Source organism: Streptomyces chrestomyceticus JCM 4735 (assembly GCF_003865135.1).
Taxonomy (GTDB): domain Bacteria; phylum Actinomycetota; class Actinomycetes; order Streptomycetales; family Streptomycetaceae; genus Streptomyces; species Streptomyces chrestomyceticus.
Genome location: NZ_BHZC01000001.1, coordinates 2,234,732 through 2,252,239, shown reverse-complemented (window position 1 = coordinate 2,252,239; position 17,508 = coordinate 2,234,732). Strand labels below are relative to the sequence as shown.

Sequence of the window (17,508 nt, the reverse complement as noted above, 5' to 3'; positions counted from 1 at the left end):
GCCCCCGGTGCGCTATAGGTTGAGAGTGGCAAGGAGTGGGTTCACCTCCTGCCTTTTCTTTTTGTCCGCCGTGGTGCGCCGTGCTGCGCCATGGACGGACGATCTCCTGGCGAAGTCGCCGTACCGGAACCGCCTCCGGACCCTCGTGTCTCCCCCCCGTGCCCGCCTCCGACGCCACCGGCCGGATATCGCGCACTCATGACGACAGTCACACAACGGTGATAACTTCGAAGCGCGATTGCGTGTCTGCACCAGCCGTCCGGCTGAAGGGGGCAGTTGCCCGATGAGCCCGTTCACAGGTTCCGCCCGTACCACCGACGCATGGCAGCACATCCGCGTGACCAGGGAAGACGGCATCGTCACCGTCACCCTCGCGCGCCCGGACAAGCTCAACGCGCTCACCTTTGAAGCGTATGCCGACCTGCGGGACCTGCTCGCCGAGCTGTCCAGGGAACGGTCGGCGCGCGCCCTCGTCCTCGGCGGCGAAGGGCGTGGCTTCTGCTCCGGCGGAGACGTCGAGGAGATCATCGGCGCCACGCTCGCCATGGACACCGCGCAGCTCCTCGACTTCAACCGGATGACCGGTCAGGTCGTCCGGGCCGTACGGGACTGCCCGTTCCCCGTGATCGCGGCGGTGCACGGCGTCGCGGCGGGCGCCGGTGCCGTGCTCGCCCTGGCCGCCGACTTCCGCGTCGCCGACCCCTCGGCCCGCTTCGCCTTCCTCTTCACCAAGGTCGGCCTCTCCGGCGGCGACATGGGCGCCGCCTACCTGCTGCCGCGCGTGGTCGGCCTCGGCCACGCGACCCGGCTGCTGATGCTCGGCGAACCGGTCCGCGCCCCCGAGGCCGAACGCATCGGCCTGCTCAGCGAACTGGCCGAGGAGGGCCGCGCGGACGCCGCGTCCCACATCCTCGCCCGGCGGCTCGCCGAGGGGCCCGCGCTCGCCCACGCCCAGACCAAGGCGCTGCTCACCGCCGAACTGGACATGCCGCTGGGCGCCGCCGTCGAGATGGACGCCGCCACCCAGGCGCTGCTGATGAACAGCGCCGACTACGCCGAGTTCCACGCCGCCTTCACCGAGAAGCGGCCCCCGAAGTGGCAGGGGAAATAAGGGTGGCCGCCCGGAAGGTGGCCGTCGTCGGGGGCGGCCCGGGCGGCCTGTACGCCGCCGCCCTCCTCAAGCGCCTGGACCCGGACCGCGACATCACCGTCTGGGAGCGCAACGCCCCCGACGACACCTTCGGCTTCGGCGTCGTGCTGTCCGACGAGACCCTCGGCGGCATCGAGCACGCCGACCCGCAGGTCCACCGCGCCCTCCAGCGCGAGTTCGTCCGCTGGGACGACATCGACATCGTGCACCGAGGGCGCACCCTGACCTCGGGCGGGCACGGCTTCGCCGCCCTCGGCCGCCGTACGCTGCTGCGCATCCTCCACGAACGCTGCCGCTCCCTCGGCGTACGGCTGAACTTCCGTACCCAGGCCCCGCCCGCCGCCGAGCTGGCCGCGAGCCACGACCTGGTGATCGCGGCGGACGGCGTGCACAGCCTCACCCGCGCCGCGCACGCCGACGTCTTCGTCCCGCGCGTCACCCCCCACCGCTGCCGCTACATCTGGCTCGCCGCCGACTTCGCCCTCGACGCGTTCCGCTTCGAGATCGTGGAGACCGAGCACGGCGTCGTCCAACTGCACGGCTATCCGTACGCCCGGCCGGGCGCCGGGCCGGAGCACCCGGACGGCGCCAGCACCGTCATCGTCGAGATGCGCGAGGAGGTCTGGCGCCGGGCCGGCCTGGACCGCTGCGACGAGCGGGAGTCCGCCGAATGGTGCGCCAAGGTCTTCGCCGAGGCGCTGAGCGGCCGCCCGCTGCGTGGCAACAACTCCGCCTGGACCGCGTTCCGTACCGTCGTCAACGAGCGCTGGTCGCACGGCCGTACGGTGCTGCTCGGCGACGCCGCGCACACCGCCCACTTCTCCATCGGCTCCGGCACCAAACTGGCCGTCGAGGACGCCCTCGCGCTGGCCGCCTGCCTTGAGGAGCAGCCCGGCCTCCCCGCCGCGCTGGCCGCGTACGAGGCCGAGCGGCGGCCGGTCGTCGCCTCCACCCAGCGGGCCGCCCGCGCCAGCCTCGCCTGGTTCGAGGAACTGGCGGAGTACGTGGACCAGCCGCCCCGCCGGTTCGCCTTCAACCTGCTCACCCGCAGCCGCCGCGTCACCCACGCCAACCTGCGGCTGCGCGACCCGGACTTCGTCGCGGCGGTCGAGGAGGAGGCCGGCGTCCCGGCCGGCACCCCGCCCATGTTCACACCGTTCCGGCTCGGCGGCCTGACCCTGCGCAACCGGGTCGTGGTCTCCCCGATGGACATGTACTCCGCCGACGGCGACGGCACACCGGGCGACTTCCACCTCGTCCACCTCGGCGCCCGCGCGCTCGGCGGCGCCGGACTGGTGATGACCGAGATGGTCTGCGTCAGCCCCGAGGGCCGGATCACCCCCGGCTGCACGGGCCTGTACGCGCCGGAACACGAGACGGCCTGGCGCCGCGTCACCGACTTCGTGCACGCGCAGTCACCCGGTACCGCCATCGGCGTCCAGCTCGGCCACTCCGGCCGCAAGGGCTCCACCCGCCTCATGTGGGAGGGCATCGACCAGCCGCTGCCCGACGGCAACTGGCCGCTCGTGGCACCCTCCGCGCTGCCGTACCGCCCCGGCGTCAACCAGATACCCCACGCCCTGACCGGGCCCGGGCTGGCAGCGGTCCGCGAGCAGTTCGTACGGTCCGCCCGGTCGGCCGCCCGCGCCGGCTTCGACCTCCTCGAACTGCACTGCGCCCACGGCTACCTGCTCTCCGGCTTCCTCTCCCCGCTCACCAACCGGCGCACCGACGCGTACGGCGGCGACCTCGCCGCCCGGCTGCGCTTCCCGCTGGAGGTCTTCGACGCGGTACGCGCCGTCTGGCCCGCCGACCGCCCCATGACCGTACGGATCTCCGCCACCGACTGGGCCGAGGGCGGCACCACCGCCGAGGACTCGGTGGAGATCGCCCGCGCCTTCGCCGCGCACGGCGCCGCCGCCATCGACGTCTCGACCGGCCAGGTCGTCCCCGACGAACAGCCCGAGTACGGCCGCTCGTACCAGACCCCGTTCGCCGACCGCATCCGCAACCGCCTGGGCGTCCCGGTGATCGCGGTGGGCGCCGTCTCCTCCTGGGACGACGTCAACTCCCTGGTCTTGGCCGGCCGTGCCGACCTGTGCGCGCTGGCGCGCCCCCACCTGTACGACCCGCACTGGACCCTGCACGCGGCCGCCGAACAGGACTACACCGGGCCGGGAGCGCCGTGGCCCCTGCCGTACCGCGCCGGCAGCCGCATCCCGCCCACCGGCCGTACGGACGCGCCGAAGCCGCGGCTGACGCTGGGCTGAGCGGTCAGCCGGCGGACGCGGACCGGCTCGCGGTGCGGGCCGTGAAGACGGACCGGCCGTTCTGCTGGATGTCGATGTCGAGGAGGCGGCGGCCCCGCCCGTCCTGGCCGGGGGTCACCTCGACCCAGCACGGCGCGTCCAGTTCGCCGTAGCGGTGGAAGGAGCACTCCATGTCCGTGGGCAGCGCGAAGCCGGGGCCGGCGGCGGCGTGCGCGGCCTGCCGGGCGGCCTCCACCATCAGCATGCCCGGGGCGTGGTCCACGGGGTGGTCGAAGAGCACCGGGTGCGCGGTGTTCACCCGCAACTGCCAGCGGTTGGCGTGGCCGGTGGGGGAGAGGACCACGTCGCTCGTGCGGTCGCGTGCCACCAGACGGGGCGCGACCGGCTCGGCCAGGTCCAGGGTGCGGGCGTTGGCCCGCTGGAGGTCGCTGTACTCGCCGCGCAGCCGGCGGTAGACGGCGGGGGTCTGACAGGCGAAGTTCAGCTCGGCGGTGGCCAGCTCGGCGCCCTCGCGCAGGACGTGGAACCGCAGTCGCGCGCCCGCCAGCCGCCTGCCGCGGTACAGCAGGGCGTGGTCGGTGATGTGCAGGGCTATCTCGGCGGGCGCGCCGGTGACGCGCAGCGCCTCGGGATTGACGGAGTACCGCAGGTCCTGCCAGATGATCGGGTGGTCGAGCGGTACCCCGTGCGCCACGTGGGCCAGCAGGATGCTCGCCTGCCGCATCGTCTCCACGAGCAGCATCGGGTCGTGCAGACCGTCGACGGGACCGTAGAAACTGTGCGCCCGCGGCCACTGGGCGCTCACCACCCAGGCGCCGGACCCCGCCCGCCGCCAGTCGGTCAGGAACACCTCGGACACGGCGGTCCGGTGCACGTACTGCCGAGGCACGGTCGTCGTCAGCGGCGGCAGGTCCGAGAGGCTGCGGTGCTCCCGTCCGGTGGACGGACGGTGGTCTGCTGCGGTGGACGGCGCGGTGAGCGTGGCGCTGGCCATGCGGGTTCCCTCCCTGGTAGCGGCGCACTCCGCTCGGACGGGGTGCGCCTCGGTGGCGGACCGACGCGGCCCAAGATACAAACCGGATGGTTTGTTTTCTAGTGCTTCCACCGGCTTTCTTACCAAGAGTGGCGGCCGGTACGGGAGAGGGTGACGACGGTCGGAGCGGGACTGAGGGTGGTGGCCGGTGTGGGGGCCCGGCCCGAGGACCCGTCAGGCGGCGGTCCGTACCGAGCGGCCGTGCGGGTCGAGATGGCTCAGCGCGCCCGGCGAGGCCAGCCCGGGAAGGATGTGCTTCCACAGTGCCGTGACGCGTTCGGGCAGGTCGAGGCGGTTGGAAGCGGCGTGCGAGAAGAGCTGCACCCCCATGTAGGCGGAGACGAAGAACTCCGCCGCCCGGTCCGGCGCGATCGCCGGGAGCAGTTCACCCTTCTCCTTGGCGTCGGCGAACATCGTCGTGACGATGTCGATCCACGCCTGGTAGGGGACGAGCGGCTCGTCGGTGAACGTGGTCTCGACGGCGATCCGGGTGCCGGCCTGGAGCAGCGGATCGTCCCGCAGGCCCACCGCCACCTGGTGGGTGAAGTCGATGGCGTCCTGCAGCCGGGAGTCGGTGACCTGCGGAATGAAGGGGTCGGTCTGCTCCGCGATGACGGCGCGGGCGAGAGCGTCCTTGGAGGCGAAGTGGAAGTACAGGGCGCCCTTCGTCACGCCGGCCCGCTGGATGATCTCCGCCATCGTGGCCGCCTCGTACCCGCGCGTGCCGATGACCTGGGCCGCCGCTTCGAGGACGGCACGTCGAGTGCGCACTGCGCGTTCCTGCTTGACCACCGATCGTCCTCCGTATGCTTTTCGAGTGCTCTTCGAGGGGGGTCGTGCTTGGGGGCAACCTTACGAGTCCGGTCCGTCAGTCTATTTTCGGCACGTTAAAAAAGCCAACCATGCGGTATTGAAACTGGCTGGCCGGCGGCCCCACGCCGACGCCCGTCGGAAACCGCCGATCCCACAGGAGTTCCGTCGTGACCGCACCGAACACCGAACCCGAACCACCCGCCACTGCCGCCTCCTTGACCCCCTCCGCCCGGTTAGCCCCGCACGCCTCCTCGGCCCCGGGGGCCCCGGCCGTCCCCGCCGTCCCCGCTGTCCACCGGGAGGTCCGGCTCGCCGCCCGCCTCCGGGGAGCCCTCGGGCCGGAGCACTTCACGCTCGCCGAGGCGCCGGTGCCCGCCGCGGGGCCGGGCCGGCTGCTCGTACGCAACCGGATCATGACGGTGACGGCGGCCATGTGCTCGAAGATGTCCGACGCCGAGCTGCCGATGCCGTCCTTCGTGCCGGGGCAGGCACTGTGGGGGCCGGCCTTGGGTGAGGTCGTGCAGGCGGGCGGCGGCGGGTTCGCGCCCGGTGACCTGGTGGTGCACCCGTACGGCTGGCGGGAGTTCGCGGCGGTGGAGGAGGGCCGCGCCCGGCGCGTCGAGCCGGGGGAACTGCCCGATCCCGCCGCGCATCTGTCCCAGGGCGCCACGGCCTGGGGCGCGTTGACCCGCGCCGCGCAAGTCGGTCCGGGCGACACCGTGTTCGTGACCGGATCTGCGGGCGGTGTCGGGAGCATGGCGGGGCTGATCGCCAAGCGGCTGGGCGCGGCCCGCGTCATCGGGAGCACCGGGTCCGCGCACAAGATCCCGTATCTCCGGGAGGCGCTCGGCTACGACGACGTGGTGCTCCGCGGCGCGGGGCCGGTCGAGGAGCAACTGCGCCGGGCGGCGCCGGACGGCATCGACGTCCTGCTGGACCTGGTCGGCGGCGAACAGTTGGGCGCGGCGCTGGCGGTGGCCCGTACCGGCGCGCGGTTCGCCCTGGTGGGCGCGCTCTCCCAGCAGTTGGGCGGCGGCGCGGGCAGGGCGGTGCCTGCCGAGATGGATTCGCTGCTGATGGTGACACGCAGGGTCACGCTGCGCGGCTTCTCGATGGTCGACCATCCCGACCTGCCCCAGGAGTGGACGGCGGAGTTCGAGCGAGGGCTGCGGGACGGTTCCCTGGTCTTCGCCCACACTCTGGTGCGCGGTCTCGACCAGGCACCGCGGGCCCTGTGTGAACTGACGCGGGGCTGTCATACGGGCGCGGTGCTGGTCGAGTGCTGAAAGGGGTGGACGCGCGGGCCGGTCAGTGGGCCGGTTCCGGGACGGGGCCGGGTACCGTTTCCGCCCCGCTGGGCAGTAACTGTGCCCACAGGTCCGTGACGACGTCCTTCTCCCACCAGGTACGGTCTTCCTGGCCCAGGTGCAGCAGACCGACCACGAGCGCGGTGAGCAGCCGCGCGGAGCGCCGCGGGTCGTCGCCGGACGGCAGCTTCCCGGCCGCCTGGTCGGCCGTGATCTTCTCCAGAAAGAGGGCGAACCATCGCTGTTGGAGTTCCGGTTCGGCGATGCCCGGCGCGGTTTCCGGGCGGAGCTGGAGTCCGGCCCGTACGACGACGTCGGTGTCCACCCGGCCGAGCAGTCCGACGGCGAAGTCCCGTACGGCGGTGGGGGCCGGGTGCGGGGCGCGGGCCAGTTCGTCCTCCAGGATCCGCAGGGCGCCGAGGGCCTCGTCCCGTACCGCGAAGGTGAGGTCTTCCTTGGACGCGAAGTGGAAGTAGAGGGCTCCTTTGCTCAGCCGGGCGCGTCGGCTGATGTCGACCATGCCCGAGGCGGGCACGCCCTTCTCGGTGAAGGCCTCGGCGGCCGATCGGAGGAGAGCCTGGCGGCTTTGTATCGCTCGATGCTGCGTCGGCACAGTGTCCGTCCTGTCTCTAGTCCGGCTGTGAGCGCACCGCATTCTACATACTAAACCAACCATGCGGTTCGAAAACTGAACCAGGGAGTGGCTGTTGTGATTCCAGTGTCCTTCTGATGCTGGTGGTGTGAACGTGTTTGCTGTTTGTGTCACTTCCCCTCAGTTCTGGGGTCACCGCGCCGACATGGGCCGTTGTCCCAGCGTGTGGGAGGCGTAGCAGGGTGCATTGACAAACAGCGCAGACGGTTTTTAAATCTGGCGGAGGCGAGGCAGGGGAGGGGGCCCTGCCGGAGCGGACCGCTCCGGCTCGGGCACGCCGCTCCTGGACACCGGTGTGCACCGGCGCGTCCGCCGCTTGCCGGGTGGGCGCCGTCGGCACGTCTTCCCGCGTCCGGCGCCGTCGTCACGGACGGCGACCGGACCCACAGATGCACAAGGCTCACAGGAAATCGGAAGGTGTCGAGCAATGCGTGATTCAGCGGGAGCCGTGCCACGTCCCGGAGGCGCCGCGCGGGCCGCGGTCGGCGAAACCATCAGGGCCGCCGTCTTCGATCTCGACGGAACCCTCGCCAACACTCTGCCGGCGATCAGCAGGCTGCTGGTCAAGGTCGCCGCCGAGCAGGGCCGTTCGGTCACGTCCCGGCAGGCCGCCGCCGCGATCGGCAAGCCGCCGGGACCGGCCTTCGGCAAGCTGCTCGGCATGCCGGAGGACCACGACGCGGTGGCGGCCGCCATCGGCCGCTACCGCGAACTGTTCGCGTGCGACGTGCTGCGCGAAGGGCCCCGGCTGCTCTTCCCGGGCGTGGCCGCCGGACTGTCCGCGCTGCGCGCGCACGGCATCGAACTGGCCGTGGCGACCTCGAAGGGGACCCGCGGCGCCGAGGCCCTGCTGGACGTGCTGGGCATCCGGGACCTGCTGGGCCCCGTCATCAGCCAGGAGATGGTCCGGCGCGGCAAGCCGCACCCGGAGATGGTGCTGCGGGCCGCCGCCGACCTGGGGGTGGCGCCGTGGGAGAGCGCGTACGTCGGTGACACGGTCAGCGACATGCGGATGGCGGTGACGGCCCGGATGGAACCGGTCGCGGTCACCTACGGGGTGGGCAGCTTCGGCGAGCTGGCCGCGGTGGCCGGTACCCGTATGTGCGGTTCGTTCAAGGAAGTCGTCTCCACCATCGCCGCCGCCCGGCCGCGGCCGATGGCCGGCACCGCCTCCCCGCAGCGGAGGCGCTGACCGTGCACCGGCGTCAGGCGGTGGCCGCCGCCCGGCCCGTCCCGTCGAGCGCCGTCCGTACGAACCGGGCGCCCGCCGCCCGCAGCCGGGTGTGCAGCCGGCCGAAGACGTCCGCCGCGTGGCCGCCCGGCCAGTCCTCGGGCAGGAGCGGCGCAGGCAGGCCGGGGTCCGCGTAGGGGAGGCGGCGCCAGGCGTCGAGCGCCGACAGGTAGTCGCGGTACGCCGCCTCGGGGGGGACGGGGCGGCGGCTGGACCAGTGGCGCAGCACCGGCTCGTGGGCCGCCAGGAAGGCCCGGTGCCGGCCGGCCAGCGACTCCAGGTCCCACCAGCGCGCCACCGCGTCGGCGGTGGGCTCGAAGCCCGCGTGCGCGCCCGTGAACAGGTCGACGTACGGGGAGAGATGCAGCCGGTCCAGGGTGTGCCGGGTCTCGTCGTACAGATGGGACGGCGCGATCCACACCCCGGGCGCCGCCGTGCCGAAACCGAGCCGGGCCAGCCGCGAGCGCAGCAAGTGCCGTTTGTGCCGCTCCTGTTCGGGCACCGAGAAGACGGCCAGGACCCAGCCGTCCGACGGCGCGGGGGACGGCCGTCCGTAGATCCGCCGGTCCCCGTCGTCCAGGAGCTGGTGCGCCGCGTCCGAGAGTCCGTACGCGGCGGCCCCCGACTCCGTACGGGCGGCGACCAGCAGCCCGCGGCGTTTGAGGCGGGAGACCGCCGAGCGCACCGACGGCGGGTCGACGCCGAGCACTCCGAGCAGCCTGATCAGCGCGGCGACGGGCACCGGGCCCGGGGGACCGTCCGGAGCGCCGGGACCGTCCGGCCGGCCGCGCCCGTACGCACCGTAGAAGGTGACGATCAGGGACCCCGGCGTGCCATGCGCGTACACGTCGCTCACGTGGTCGTTTCCCGCCTTGTCGTGCTCCGGTCCGCGGCCCCGGGACGCAGGGGTGCGCGTGAACGGCTGCCGGACCGTGGCCGTTCAGGGCGCGATCGTAGCCGCAGCCGCCGGGACGCGGTACGGCAGGGACGGGACGCGCGGCAAGTACGGCAGGTCCGACGGCATCGCGTACCGGCGCCCCGCACACCAGCGGTCATACGACGGCACCGCCCGCACCCTTGCCCTCCATGGCGCCGCCCACCGAACTCCCGCCCGCGTCCCCGCCCCCGCGCAACCGGAAGCGCTGGAGCTTGCCCGTCGGCGTCCGGGGCAGCGCGTCGTGGAAGACGATCTCGCGCGGGCACTTGTACGGCGCTATGGCCGCCTTGGTGAACGCGCGCAGCCCGGCCACGGTCTCCGGGCCGCGCGGCACCCCCGTACGCAGCACCAGGTGGGCCACCACGACCTGGCCGCGCTCCGCGTCGGCCCGTCCGACGACCGCCGCCTCGGCGACGTCGGGGTGGCGCAGCAGGGCGTCCTCGACCTCGGGTCCGGCGATGTTGTACCCGGCCGAGATGATCATGTCGTCCGCCCGTGCCACGTAGCTGAAGTAGCCGTCCGCGTCCCGGACATAGGTGTCGCCGGTCAGGTTCCACCCGTCGCGTACGTACTCCCGCTGCCGCTCGTCCGCCAGATAGCGGCAGCCCGTCGGGCCGCGCACCGCGAGCAGCCCCGGCGTCCCGTCGGGCACCGTCCGGCCGTCCGCGTCGACCACCCGCGCCTCGAAGCCGGGCACCGGCAGGCCCGTCGTCCCCGGCCGGGCCCGTTCGTCGGCCGCCGAGACGAAGATGTGCAGCAGTTCCGTCGCGCCGATGCCGTTGATGATGCGCAGCCCGGTCGCCCGCTCCCACTCCCGCCAGGTCGCGGCGGGCAGGTTCTCGCCCGCCGACACGCAGCGGCGCAGCGAGGAGACGTCGTGCCCGGGCAGCTTCGGCAGCATGATCCGGTAGGCGGTCGGCGCGGTGAAGAGCACGGACACGCGGTGCCGCCCGATGTCGCGCAGCAGTTGCTCCGGGCCGCCCCAGTCGGCCAGGTACGACGACGCGCCGGCCCGCAGCGGGAAGATCACCAGCCCGCCGAGCCCGAAGGTGAAGCCGAGCGGCGGACTGCCCGCGAACACGTCGTCCGGGGTGGGCCGCAACACCTGCGCGGAGAAGGTGTCGGCGATGGCCAGCACGTCGCGGTGGAAGTGCATACAGCCCTTGGGCCGCCCGGTGGTGCCCGAGGTGAAGGCGATCAGCGCCACGTCGTCGGCCGCGGTCGGCACCGCCTCGTACGGACCCGGGTGCCGCCCGGCGAGCCGCAGCAGGTCGTCGGGGCCTTCCCCGCCGTACGGGGTGATCCGCAGCCCCGGCACCCCGGCCGCCGCCAGGTCCCCGACCACCCGTACGTCGCACAGCGCGTGTTCCACCCGGGCCAGGCCGCACAGGGTCGCCAGCTCGTGCGGGCGCTGCGCGGCCAGCACGGTCACGGCCACCGCGCCCGCCTTCATCACCGCCAGCCAGCAGGCGGCCAGCAGGGGAGTGGTGGGGCCGCGCAGCAGGACCCGGTGGCCGGGCAGCACGCCGAGGTCGTCGGTGAGGGTGTGCGCGATGCGGTCCACCCGGTCGCGCAGCTCCCCGTACGTCCAGACCGTGCCGGACGCGTCCCGGAAGGCGGGGCGGCCGGTGCCCAGCCGTTCGATCGTGGCGTCGAGCAGTTCGGCGCCGCAGTTGAGCCGGCCGGGATACCCGAGGTCTGTGAGGTGCGGCCACTGGCCGGCCGGCGGCAGGTGGTCGCGGGTGAAGGTGTCGATGTGCGCCGAAGGCGTCAGGTCCATGCCGGTGTGCCCCCTTGCGGACGACGGCGGGGACGCTCGGAACCTTGCTCGGGCCTGCCCGGCACCCCGGCCGTGACGTGCTGGGGAAACCGTTCGGGTACTGCCGCGCCGGCCCGCCGTCAGCGTAACGTGTCGGTGACGACAGTCAACAGAGCGCGATACGGTCCGACGGCGCGGGGCCCTACCGCGCAAGCCGCCGCCGCGCCCCGACCCCCGCCGCACACCGCCCCGAGCGACCCGCCCGGCCACCCCGGGCCCGAGACGAGGGAGCCGCCCGTGACCGCATTCGCGCTGGAACCGCAGGACCGGAAGTGGTGCGCCGAACTGCGCGCCCTCGCCGCCGAGCGGCTGCGCCCGCTGGCGGAACGCGGCGAACCCGGCCGCGTCAACCGCCCCTTGGTGACCGCCCTCGGCGAACTCGGCCTGCTGCGCCGGATGTTCCCCGCCGACGGCCCGGTACGCGCCCTCGACCTGTGCCTGCTGCGCGAGTCACTGGCCCAGGAGTCGACCGAGGCCGAGACCGCGCTGGCACTCCAGGGCCTGGGCACGTACCCGGTCGTCCAGTCCGGTACGGCCGCCCAGCGGGACCGCTGGCTGCCCGAGGTGGTCGCGGGCCGCGCGGTGGCCGCCTTCGCACTGAGCGAGCCCGCCGCGGGCTCCGACGCCGCCGCACTCACCCTGTCCGCCGAGCCGGACGGCCCGCCGAGCGCCGGTCGCTGGCGGCTCACCGGCGAGAAGTGCTGGATCTCCAACGCGCCCGAGGCCGACTTCGTCACCGTCTTCGCGCGGACCGGTGGCGGCGCGGGCTCCCGAGGCATCACCGCCTTCCTCGTCCCCGCCGGCCGTCCCGGCCTGTCCGGCACCCCGCTGGACATGCTCAGCCCGCACCCGATCGGCACCCTGGCCTTCGACGGCGTCCCGGTCACCCGCGACGACGTGGTGGGCGAGGTGGACCGCGGCTTCGGCGTCGCGATGCGCACCCTGAACCTCTTCCGTCCGAGCGTCGGCGCCTTCGCGGTGGGCATGGCCCAGGCCGCCCTGGACGCCGCCCTCGCGCACACCGCGGACCGCACCGCGTTCGGCGGCCCGCTCAAGGACCTCCAGTCGGTCTCCCACCAGCTCGCCGAGACGGCCACCCGTATCGAGGCCGCCCGCCTCCTGGTCTACGCGGCCGCCTCCGCGTACGACAGCGGCGCCCCCGACATCGCCAAGCGCTCCGCGATGGCCAAACTCCTGGCCACCGAGACCGCCCAGCACGCCGTGGACACCGCCGTCCAACTGCACGGCGCCCGCGCCCTGCGCCGCGGCCACCTCCTGGAACACCTCTACCGCGAGGTCCGGGCGCCGCGCATCTACGAGGGGGCCACCGAGGTCCAGCGGTCGATCATCGCGCGGGAGTTGTACCGGGAGCGGTGAGCGGCGGCCCAGGCGGTTGCGTTCGGATCAACGTCAGGTGATCGACGCGATCCCCTGCAAGCCCGCGAAGACCGGCCTAGTCACCGTGGTCGTCGTACAGCGCTCTGCGGCGTTCCTGATCGCGCTTGGAGTAGGCGGCTGCCCGGATCGCCTCGTCGCTCTCCAAGCCCGACCCGAGGGCGCCGCCCACGGTGGCGACCGAAGCGACGAACCAGGACAACGTCCAGTACTCCGTGGCGTTGAGCGGGGCTCGCGTCAGGGAAGCGAACACTTGGTCGTTGAGGATGAACAGCGCCCACGCCAAGTTGACGACCATCAGGCCCGCGTAGTCCGGGCCATGCGCTGAGCGATCTCCGTCGGCGCGTCCGGGTCCGCGAGGAGCGCCACGACCGTAACGCCCTGCGACGGCACCGGCATCGCTGGCTCCTTCTCGTCGGCTGCGTCCGCGATCACAAGTGCCCACAGGATGTCTCCTCGGGGCGGCGTCGGCGCCGTGTGACACGCTGGCTCCGCCCCGGAGGGACGGGTTGATCCGCGCCCGCTGCCCGTGAGGCAACGGCACACCCGAATCGCTGATCGCGTGATCCAGGCGAAATGGCCTTACCGTCTTCCCTCAACTCGTCTTGCAACAGCGCCCAGGTACGCGAGTCCAGGACGTCTTCGGGCCGAGACGGGAAAGCTCCGCACCCCGACGCCCGAGAGCCACGAGGAGGGGACGGACCCTGGCGCGGGCGGACCGCCAGACGATGACGATCCTGCGCCGGCCGCACACCTCGATCCGGCGGTCACCGACGAGAAGGTGACGGACCTCCCGCCCCAAGTGGACCTCCGCGTAGCCGATCCAGGACGGAGCGCCGACGGAGTACGGCGGGTCAGGGCGGTGGGCGAGGCCGCGCACGCCCCCGCCCCCGCCGATACCGATCACGCCGACCTCGTCGGCTTCCGCCACCGGGCCGCTGCTTCCGCCCACGTACCTCCACCGTCCTCGACGGCGCTCGACGATCAGGATGTGCTGCCGCGCTCCCGCGGCCTTCGGGCGCCACACGACCCAGGCCGCGCCGACACCGGCGGTGGCGTCGACATCGGCCGACACCACCGTCAGCACACGCCGTGGCACCCACCGAGGCTGCGGCTCCGCCCCTCGCAGCACGCGCCGCACCATGCCGGGGAGAAGGGCTTCCGCCCATCGCCCCACCGCCAGATCGAGCCGCCACGTCCGCATGACCCTGCTGTACCCGTGTACGCCGTACCGGCACGCCCGCCGAAGCCGCCCGCGCGCTGCCCGGCTCACGCCGCCCCCGGCACCGCCCGCTGCCCCGGCCCGTTGTACGCGCCCAGCGGCCGGATCAGCGCGTTGTGGGCGAGCTGTTCGGTGATGTGGGCGGTCCAGCCGGTGATCCGGCTCATCACGAAGATCGGCGTGAAGGCGGGGATGTCGAAGCCCATCAGGTGGTAGGCCAGTCCTGCCGGATAGTCCAGGTTCGGGTGGATGCCCTTGCGCCGCAGCACCGCCTCGCGCAGCGCCGTGTGCGCCGCGGCCAGGCGGGCCGCTCCGGGGTCGCCGCTCAGGGCCACGAGCCGGTCGGTGGCCTCCTGCATCACCGGGACGCGGGAGTCGCCGTGCTTGTAGACGCGGTGCCCGAACCCCATGATCTTGCGCCGGTCCGCCAGGGCCGCCGCCAGCCACGCGTCGGCGTGTTCCGCGTCGCCGATCTCCGCCAGCATGCGCATCACCGCCTCGTTGGCGCCGCCGTGCAGCGGTCCCTTGAGCGCGCCGATGGCGGCGGTCACCGCGCTGTAGAGGTCGGAGAGGGTGGAGGTGACGACGCGCGCGGTGAACGTCGACGCGTTGAAGCTGTGTTCCGCGTACAGGATGAGGGAGATCTCGAAGCAGCGGACCACTTCGGGCTCCGGGACCTGGCCGAAGCACATGTGGAAGAAGTTCTCCGCGAAGCCCAGCCCGGGGTCGGGGGCACCGGCGCGAGACCGCGCCGCCTGCGGTGGTCCGCGGCGACCACCACCGGCAGCTTCGCCAGCAGGGCGAGGGACTTGGCGCGGTGGGCGGCCGTGCTGCCGTCGTCCTCGGCCGGGTCCTCGGCGCCGAAGAAGCTGACGGCGGTGCGCAGCACGTCCATCGGGTGGCAGCTCTCCGGCAGCCGTGCGAGCAGATCGCCGGTGGTGCGGTCCAGCGGTCGCAGAACCCGTTCGCGGGCCTGGAAGGCGCGCAGTTCCGCGGCGTCGGGGAGGTCGCCGTACCAGAGCAGGTACGCGACCTCCTCGAAGGAGCGGCGGGCCGCCAGCTCCTGCACCGGGTAGCCCCGGTAGGTCAGGGAGTTGGTCTCGGCGATCACGGTGGAGACGGCGGTGGTGTCGACGACGACACCGGCCAGGCCGCGGTGGATCTCCGGCGGGGTGGTGGTCATGGAAGCCTCCGGTGCGGGTCAGTCGCCGGGCGGGAGCGTGAAGTCGAAGACGGCCGAGTCGAAGGCCGCGTACTGCTCGTAGCCGAGGAGTTCGTACAGCCGGGAGCGGGTCTGCATCCGGGGCAGCAGCGCCTCCTGCGTGCCGTCGGCGGCGAGGGTGCGCAGGCCGTCCTCGACGGCGCCCATCGCCAGGCGCAGCAGGGTGACGGGGTAGAGGGCGATGTTGTAGCCGAGCCGTTCGAGGGTGGCCGCGCCGAGCAGCGGGCTCTTGCCGAACTCGGTCATGTTGGCGAGCAGCGGCACGTCCACGGCGGCCCGGAACGCGGCGAACTCCGCCTCGTCGCGCAGCGCTTCGGGAAAGATGGCGTCGGCGCCCGCGTCCACGTACGCGCGGGCCCGGTCGACCGCCGCGTCCAGGCCCTCCACCGAGCGGGCGTCCGTACGGGCCATCAACAGGAAGTCCGGATCGCGGCGCGCGTCGGCGGCGGCCCGCAGCCGGCGCACCATCTCCTCGCGCGGCACCACCGCCTTGCCGTCCAGATGACCGCACCGCTTGGGGTTCACCTGGTCCTCCAGATGCAGCCCGGCCAGCCCGGCGTCCTCCATCAACTGGACGGTCCGGGCGGCGTTCATCGGCTCGCCGAAGCCGGTGTCGGCGTCGATGAGGGCGGGCAGGCCGGTGACCCTGGTGAACTGCTGGGCGCGGGCCGCGATCTCGGTGGAGGTGGTCAGCCCGATGTCGGGCAGTCCCAGGTCGGCGGCGAGCACCGCGCCGGACAGGTAGCAGGCGTCGAAACCGGTCTCCTCGATGAGCTTCGCGGAGAGCGGGTTGATCGCGCCGGGGACGCGCAGCAGCCGCCCGGAGGCCAGCTTCTCGCGCAGGTCACGGCGCCGTTCGGCGGCGGTGGTGCGGGTGTGCAGCATCAGAACAGGCCCTTCGGGAGCGTGGCGTCGTACGCGGCGAGGGCGTCGGTGTCCACCACGGGGAAGAGGCCGTCCAGGCCGGGCCCGTCCAGCGCGGGCAGCCCGTGGGCCGCCGCCAGGAACCGGTCCTGCGCAGCGCCCGGCACGACGCCCTCGGCCAGCGCGCGGAACTTGGCCGCGTAGGCGTCCCGGCCGAAGGGCCGTGCCCCGGCCGGGTGCGCGTCGGCCACCGCCAGCTCGTCCTCGATCACCGTGCCGTCGGCCAGCGTCACCACGGCCCGGCCGCCGAACGCGCGCCGCTCCGGGTCCGGGTGGTGGTAGCGGCGTGTCCACTCCGGGTCCTCGACGGTGCTGATCTTCCGCCACAGCTCCACGGTCTCCGGCCGCGCGGCGCGCTCGGGCGCGTACGAGCGTTCGTGGTGCCAGCAGCCGTCCTCCAGTGCCACCGCGAAGATGTACGGCACCGAGTGGTCCAGCGTCTCGCGGCTCGCCTGCGGATCGTACTTCTGCGGGTCGCCGGCCCCGGAGCCGATCACCTGATGCGTGTGCCGGCTGGTGTGCAGCACGATGCCGCGCACCTTTTCCAGCGGCCCGGTCCGCTCCCGCAGCCGCCGCGCCAGGTCGATGACGGCCTGTGCCTGGTACTCGGCCGAGTGCTCCTTCGTGTACGTGTCGAGAATCGCGCGCCGCGCCTCTCCGGGCTCCGGCAGCGGGACGGTGTACGTGGCCTCCGGACCGTCCAGCAGCCATGCCAGGAACCCGTCCTCGCCCTCGTAGACGGGCGACGGCGAGCCCTCACCCCGCATCGCCCGGTCCACCGCCTCGACCGCGGCCTTCCCGGCGAAGGCCGGGGCGAACGCCTTCCAACTGGAGATCTCGCCCTTACGGGACTGCCGCGTCGCGGTCGTCGTGTGCACGGCCTGCTGCACGGCCTGGTACACCACCTCCGTCGGCAGCCGCAGCAGCGCACCGATGCCGCACGCCTGCGCCGCGCTCAGGTGGGCGACATGGTCGATACGGTGCCGGTGCAGGCAGATGCCCCGTACGAGCGCGACGTGCACCTCGTACGCGGCGATGATGCCGCGCAGCAGGTCGGCGCCGCCGCGCCCGGTGTGCTGGGCGACGGCCAGCAGCGGCGGGATGCTGTCGCCCGGGTGGGCGTAGTCCGCGGCCAGGAACGTGTCGTGGAAGTCCAGCTCCCGTACGGCGGTGCCGTTGGCCCAGGCCGCCCACTCGGGCGAGGCCCGCAGACCGCCCGCACCGAAGACCGAGGCGCCCGGAGCGCCCGGATGCGGCCCGGCCTGGGCCCGGGCCACGGCGACCGGGCGGCGGCGCAGCGAGGCCATGGCCACCGCGGCGTTGTCGACGATCCGGTCGGCGGCCATCGCCGCCGCGTCCGGGTCGAGGTCCGGTGCGTCCTGGGTGCCGGTGGCGACGGCCGCCAGCTTCCAGGCCAGTTGCTCCTCGCGCGGCAGCCGGTCGGCGCTGGGGTGGACACGTACCTGATGATCGATCACGGGACTCCTCGGAGGCGGTGCGGAATGCGGCGTCCTACGCTGCCGAGCCTGCCCC

The 17,508-nt window shown here is 73.3% G+C and carries 13 protein-coding genes and 2 pseudogenes; 5 read left to right on the top strand and 10 right to left on the bottom strand.

What is annotated here, in order from left to right:
- The first annotated feature begins 283 nt into the window (after nt 1–283).
- Nucleotides 284–1,111 carry an enoyl-CoA hydratase family protein gene (locus EJG53_RS09290; protein WP_125044465.1) on the top strand — a complete coding sequence of 276 codons (828 nt, stop codon included), beginning with the start codon at nt 284–286 and terminating at the stop codon, nt 1,109–1,111.
- Nucleotides 1,112–1,113: 2 nt separating this feature from the next.
- A complete protein-coding gene (locus tag EJG53_RS09285) occupies nt 1,114–3,420 on the top strand; it encodes a bifunctional salicylyl-CoA 5-hydroxylase/oxidoreductase (protein ID WP_125044464.1) in 2,307 nt (768 codons plus the stop codon).
- A 4-nt stretch (nt 3,421–3,424) separates the two neighbouring features.
- Here EJG53_RS09285 and EJG53_RS09280 read toward each other — a convergent pair whose 3' ends face one another.
- Nucleotides 3,425–4,414, bottom strand: a complete 990-nt coding sequence (locus EJG53_RS09280) for a ScbA/BarX family gamma-butyrolactone biosynthesis protein (RefSeq protein ID WP_125044463.1) — start codon at nt 4,412–4,414, stop codon at nt 3,425–3,427.
- 213 nt (nt 4,415–4,627) lie between these two features.
- Nucleotides 4,628–5,224, bottom strand: coding sequence for a ScbR family autoregulator-binding transcription factor (locus EJG53_RS09275; RefSeq protein ID WP_244955067.1), 597 nt, complete (start codon nt 5,222–5,224; stop codon nt 4,628–4,630).
- 209 nt (nt 5,225–5,433) lie between these two features.
- On the opposite strand from EJG53_RS09275, the gene EJG53_RS09270 reads away from it, so the two are divergent.
- Nucleotides 5,434–6,552 (top strand): MDR family NADP-dependent oxidoreductase, encoded by a 1,119-nt coding sequence (locus EJG53_RS09270; protein WP_244955066.1) that lies wholly within the window; start codon nt 5,434–5,436, stop codon nt 6,550–6,552.
- Nucleotides 6,553–6,574: 22 nt separating this feature from the next.
- Here EJG53_RS09270 and EJG53_RS09265 read toward each other — a convergent pair whose 3' ends face one another.
- The gene (locus EJG53_RS09265; protein ID WP_275126406.1) at nt 6,575–7,228 is read right to left on the bottom strand and encodes a TetR/AcrR family transcriptional regulator; all 654 of its coding nucleotides are present in this window, start codon (nt 7,226–7,228) and stop codon (nt 6,575–6,577) included.
- A 424-nt stretch (nt 7,229–7,652) separates the two neighbouring features.
- Between EJG53_RS09265 and EJG53_RS09260 the strand changes: the two genes are divergently transcribed.
- Entirely contained in the window at nt 7,653–8,417 is a 765-nt protein-coding gene (locus tag EJG53_RS09260; protein ID WP_125044460.1) for an HAD family hydrolase, read from the top strand.
- Nucleotides 8,418–8,430: 13 nt separating this feature from the next.
- Here EJG53_RS09260 and EJG53_RS09255 read toward each other — a convergent pair whose 3' ends face one another.
- Nucleotides 8,431–9,312: a PaaX family transcriptional regulator gene (locus EJG53_RS09255; protein WP_125044459.1), complete on the bottom strand. Its 882-nt coding sequence runs from the start codon at nt 9,310–9,312 to the stop codon at nt 8,431–8,433.
- 196 nt (nt 9,313–9,508) lie between these two features.
- Nucleotides 9,509–11,173, bottom strand: coding sequence for an AMP-binding protein (locus EJG53_RS09250; protein ID WP_244955064.1), 1,665 nt, complete (start codon nt 11,171–11,173; stop codon nt 9,509–9,511).
- 276 nt (nt 11,174–11,449) lie between these two features.
- On the opposite strand from EJG53_RS09250, the gene EJG53_RS09245 reads away from it, so the two are divergent.
- Nucleotides 11,450–12,589, top strand: coding sequence for an acyl-CoA dehydrogenase family protein (locus EJG53_RS09245; protein ID WP_125044458.1), 1,140 nt, complete (start codon nt 11,450–11,452; stop codon nt 12,587–12,589).
- Between the two features lie 76 nt (nt 12,590–12,665).
- Here EJG53_RS09245 and EJG53_RS09240 read toward each other — a convergent pair.
- From EJG53_RS09240 to EJG53_RS09220, 5 genes and pseudogenes are all read right to left on the bottom strand, one after another.
- Nucleotides 12,666–12,917: pseudogene (locus EJG53_RS09240) on the bottom strand (hypothetical protein); the annotation flags it as partial.
- A gap of 285 nt (nt 12,918–13,202) precedes the next feature.
- Entirely contained in the window at nt 13,203–13,706 is a 504-nt protein-coding gene (locus tag EJG53_RS09235) for a hypothetical protein (protein ID WP_174856386.1), read from the bottom strand.
- A 170-nt stretch (nt 13,707–13,876) separates the two neighbouring features.
- Nucleotides 13,877–15,012: pseudogene (locus EJG53_RS09230) on the bottom strand (bifunctional 2-methylcitrate synthase/citrate synthase).
- An 18-nt stretch (nt 15,013–15,030) separates the two neighbouring features.
- The gene (gene prpB, locus EJG53_RS09225) at nt 15,031–15,936 is read right to left on the bottom strand and encodes a methylisocitrate lyase (protein ID WP_125044457.1); all 906 of its coding nucleotides are present in this window, start codon (nt 15,934–15,936) and stop codon (nt 15,031–15,033) included.
- Nucleotides 15,936–17,453 carry an MmgE/PrpD family protein gene (locus tag EJG53_RS09220; RefSeq protein WP_125044456.1) on the bottom strand — a complete coding sequence of 506 codons (1,518 nt, stop codon included), beginning with the start codon at nt 17,451–17,453 and terminating at the stop codon, nt 15,936–15,938. The genes prpB and EJG53_RS09220 overlap by 1 nt, the downstream gene beginning before the upstream one ends.
- Between the last annotated feature and the right edge of the window lie 55 nt (nt 17,454–17,508).

Coding starts and splice junctions, on each gene's coding strand:
- EJG53_RS09290 (WP_125044465.1), top strand. CDS start 284: ATGAGCCCGTTCACAGGTTCCGCCCGTACCACCGACGCATGGCAGCAC.
- EJG53_RS09280 (WP_125044463.1), bottom strand. CDS start 4,414: ATGGCCAGCGCCACGCTCACCGCGCCGTCCACCGCAGCAGACCACCGT.
- EJG53_RS09265 (WP_275126406.1), bottom strand. CDS start 7,228: ATGCGGTGCGCTCACAGCCGGACTAGAGACAGGACGGACACTGTGCCG.
- EJG53_RS09260 (WP_125044460.1), top strand. CDS start 7,653: ATGCGTGATTCAGCGGGAGCCGTGCCACGTCCCGGAGGCGCCGCGCGG.
- EJG53_RS09250 (WP_244955064.1), bottom strand. CDS start 11,173: ATGGACCTGACGCCTTCGGCGCACATCGACACCTTCACCCGCGACCAC.
- prpB (WP_125044457.1), bottom strand. CDS start 15,936: ATGCTGCACACCCGCACCACCGCCGCCGAACGGCGCCGTGACCTGCGC.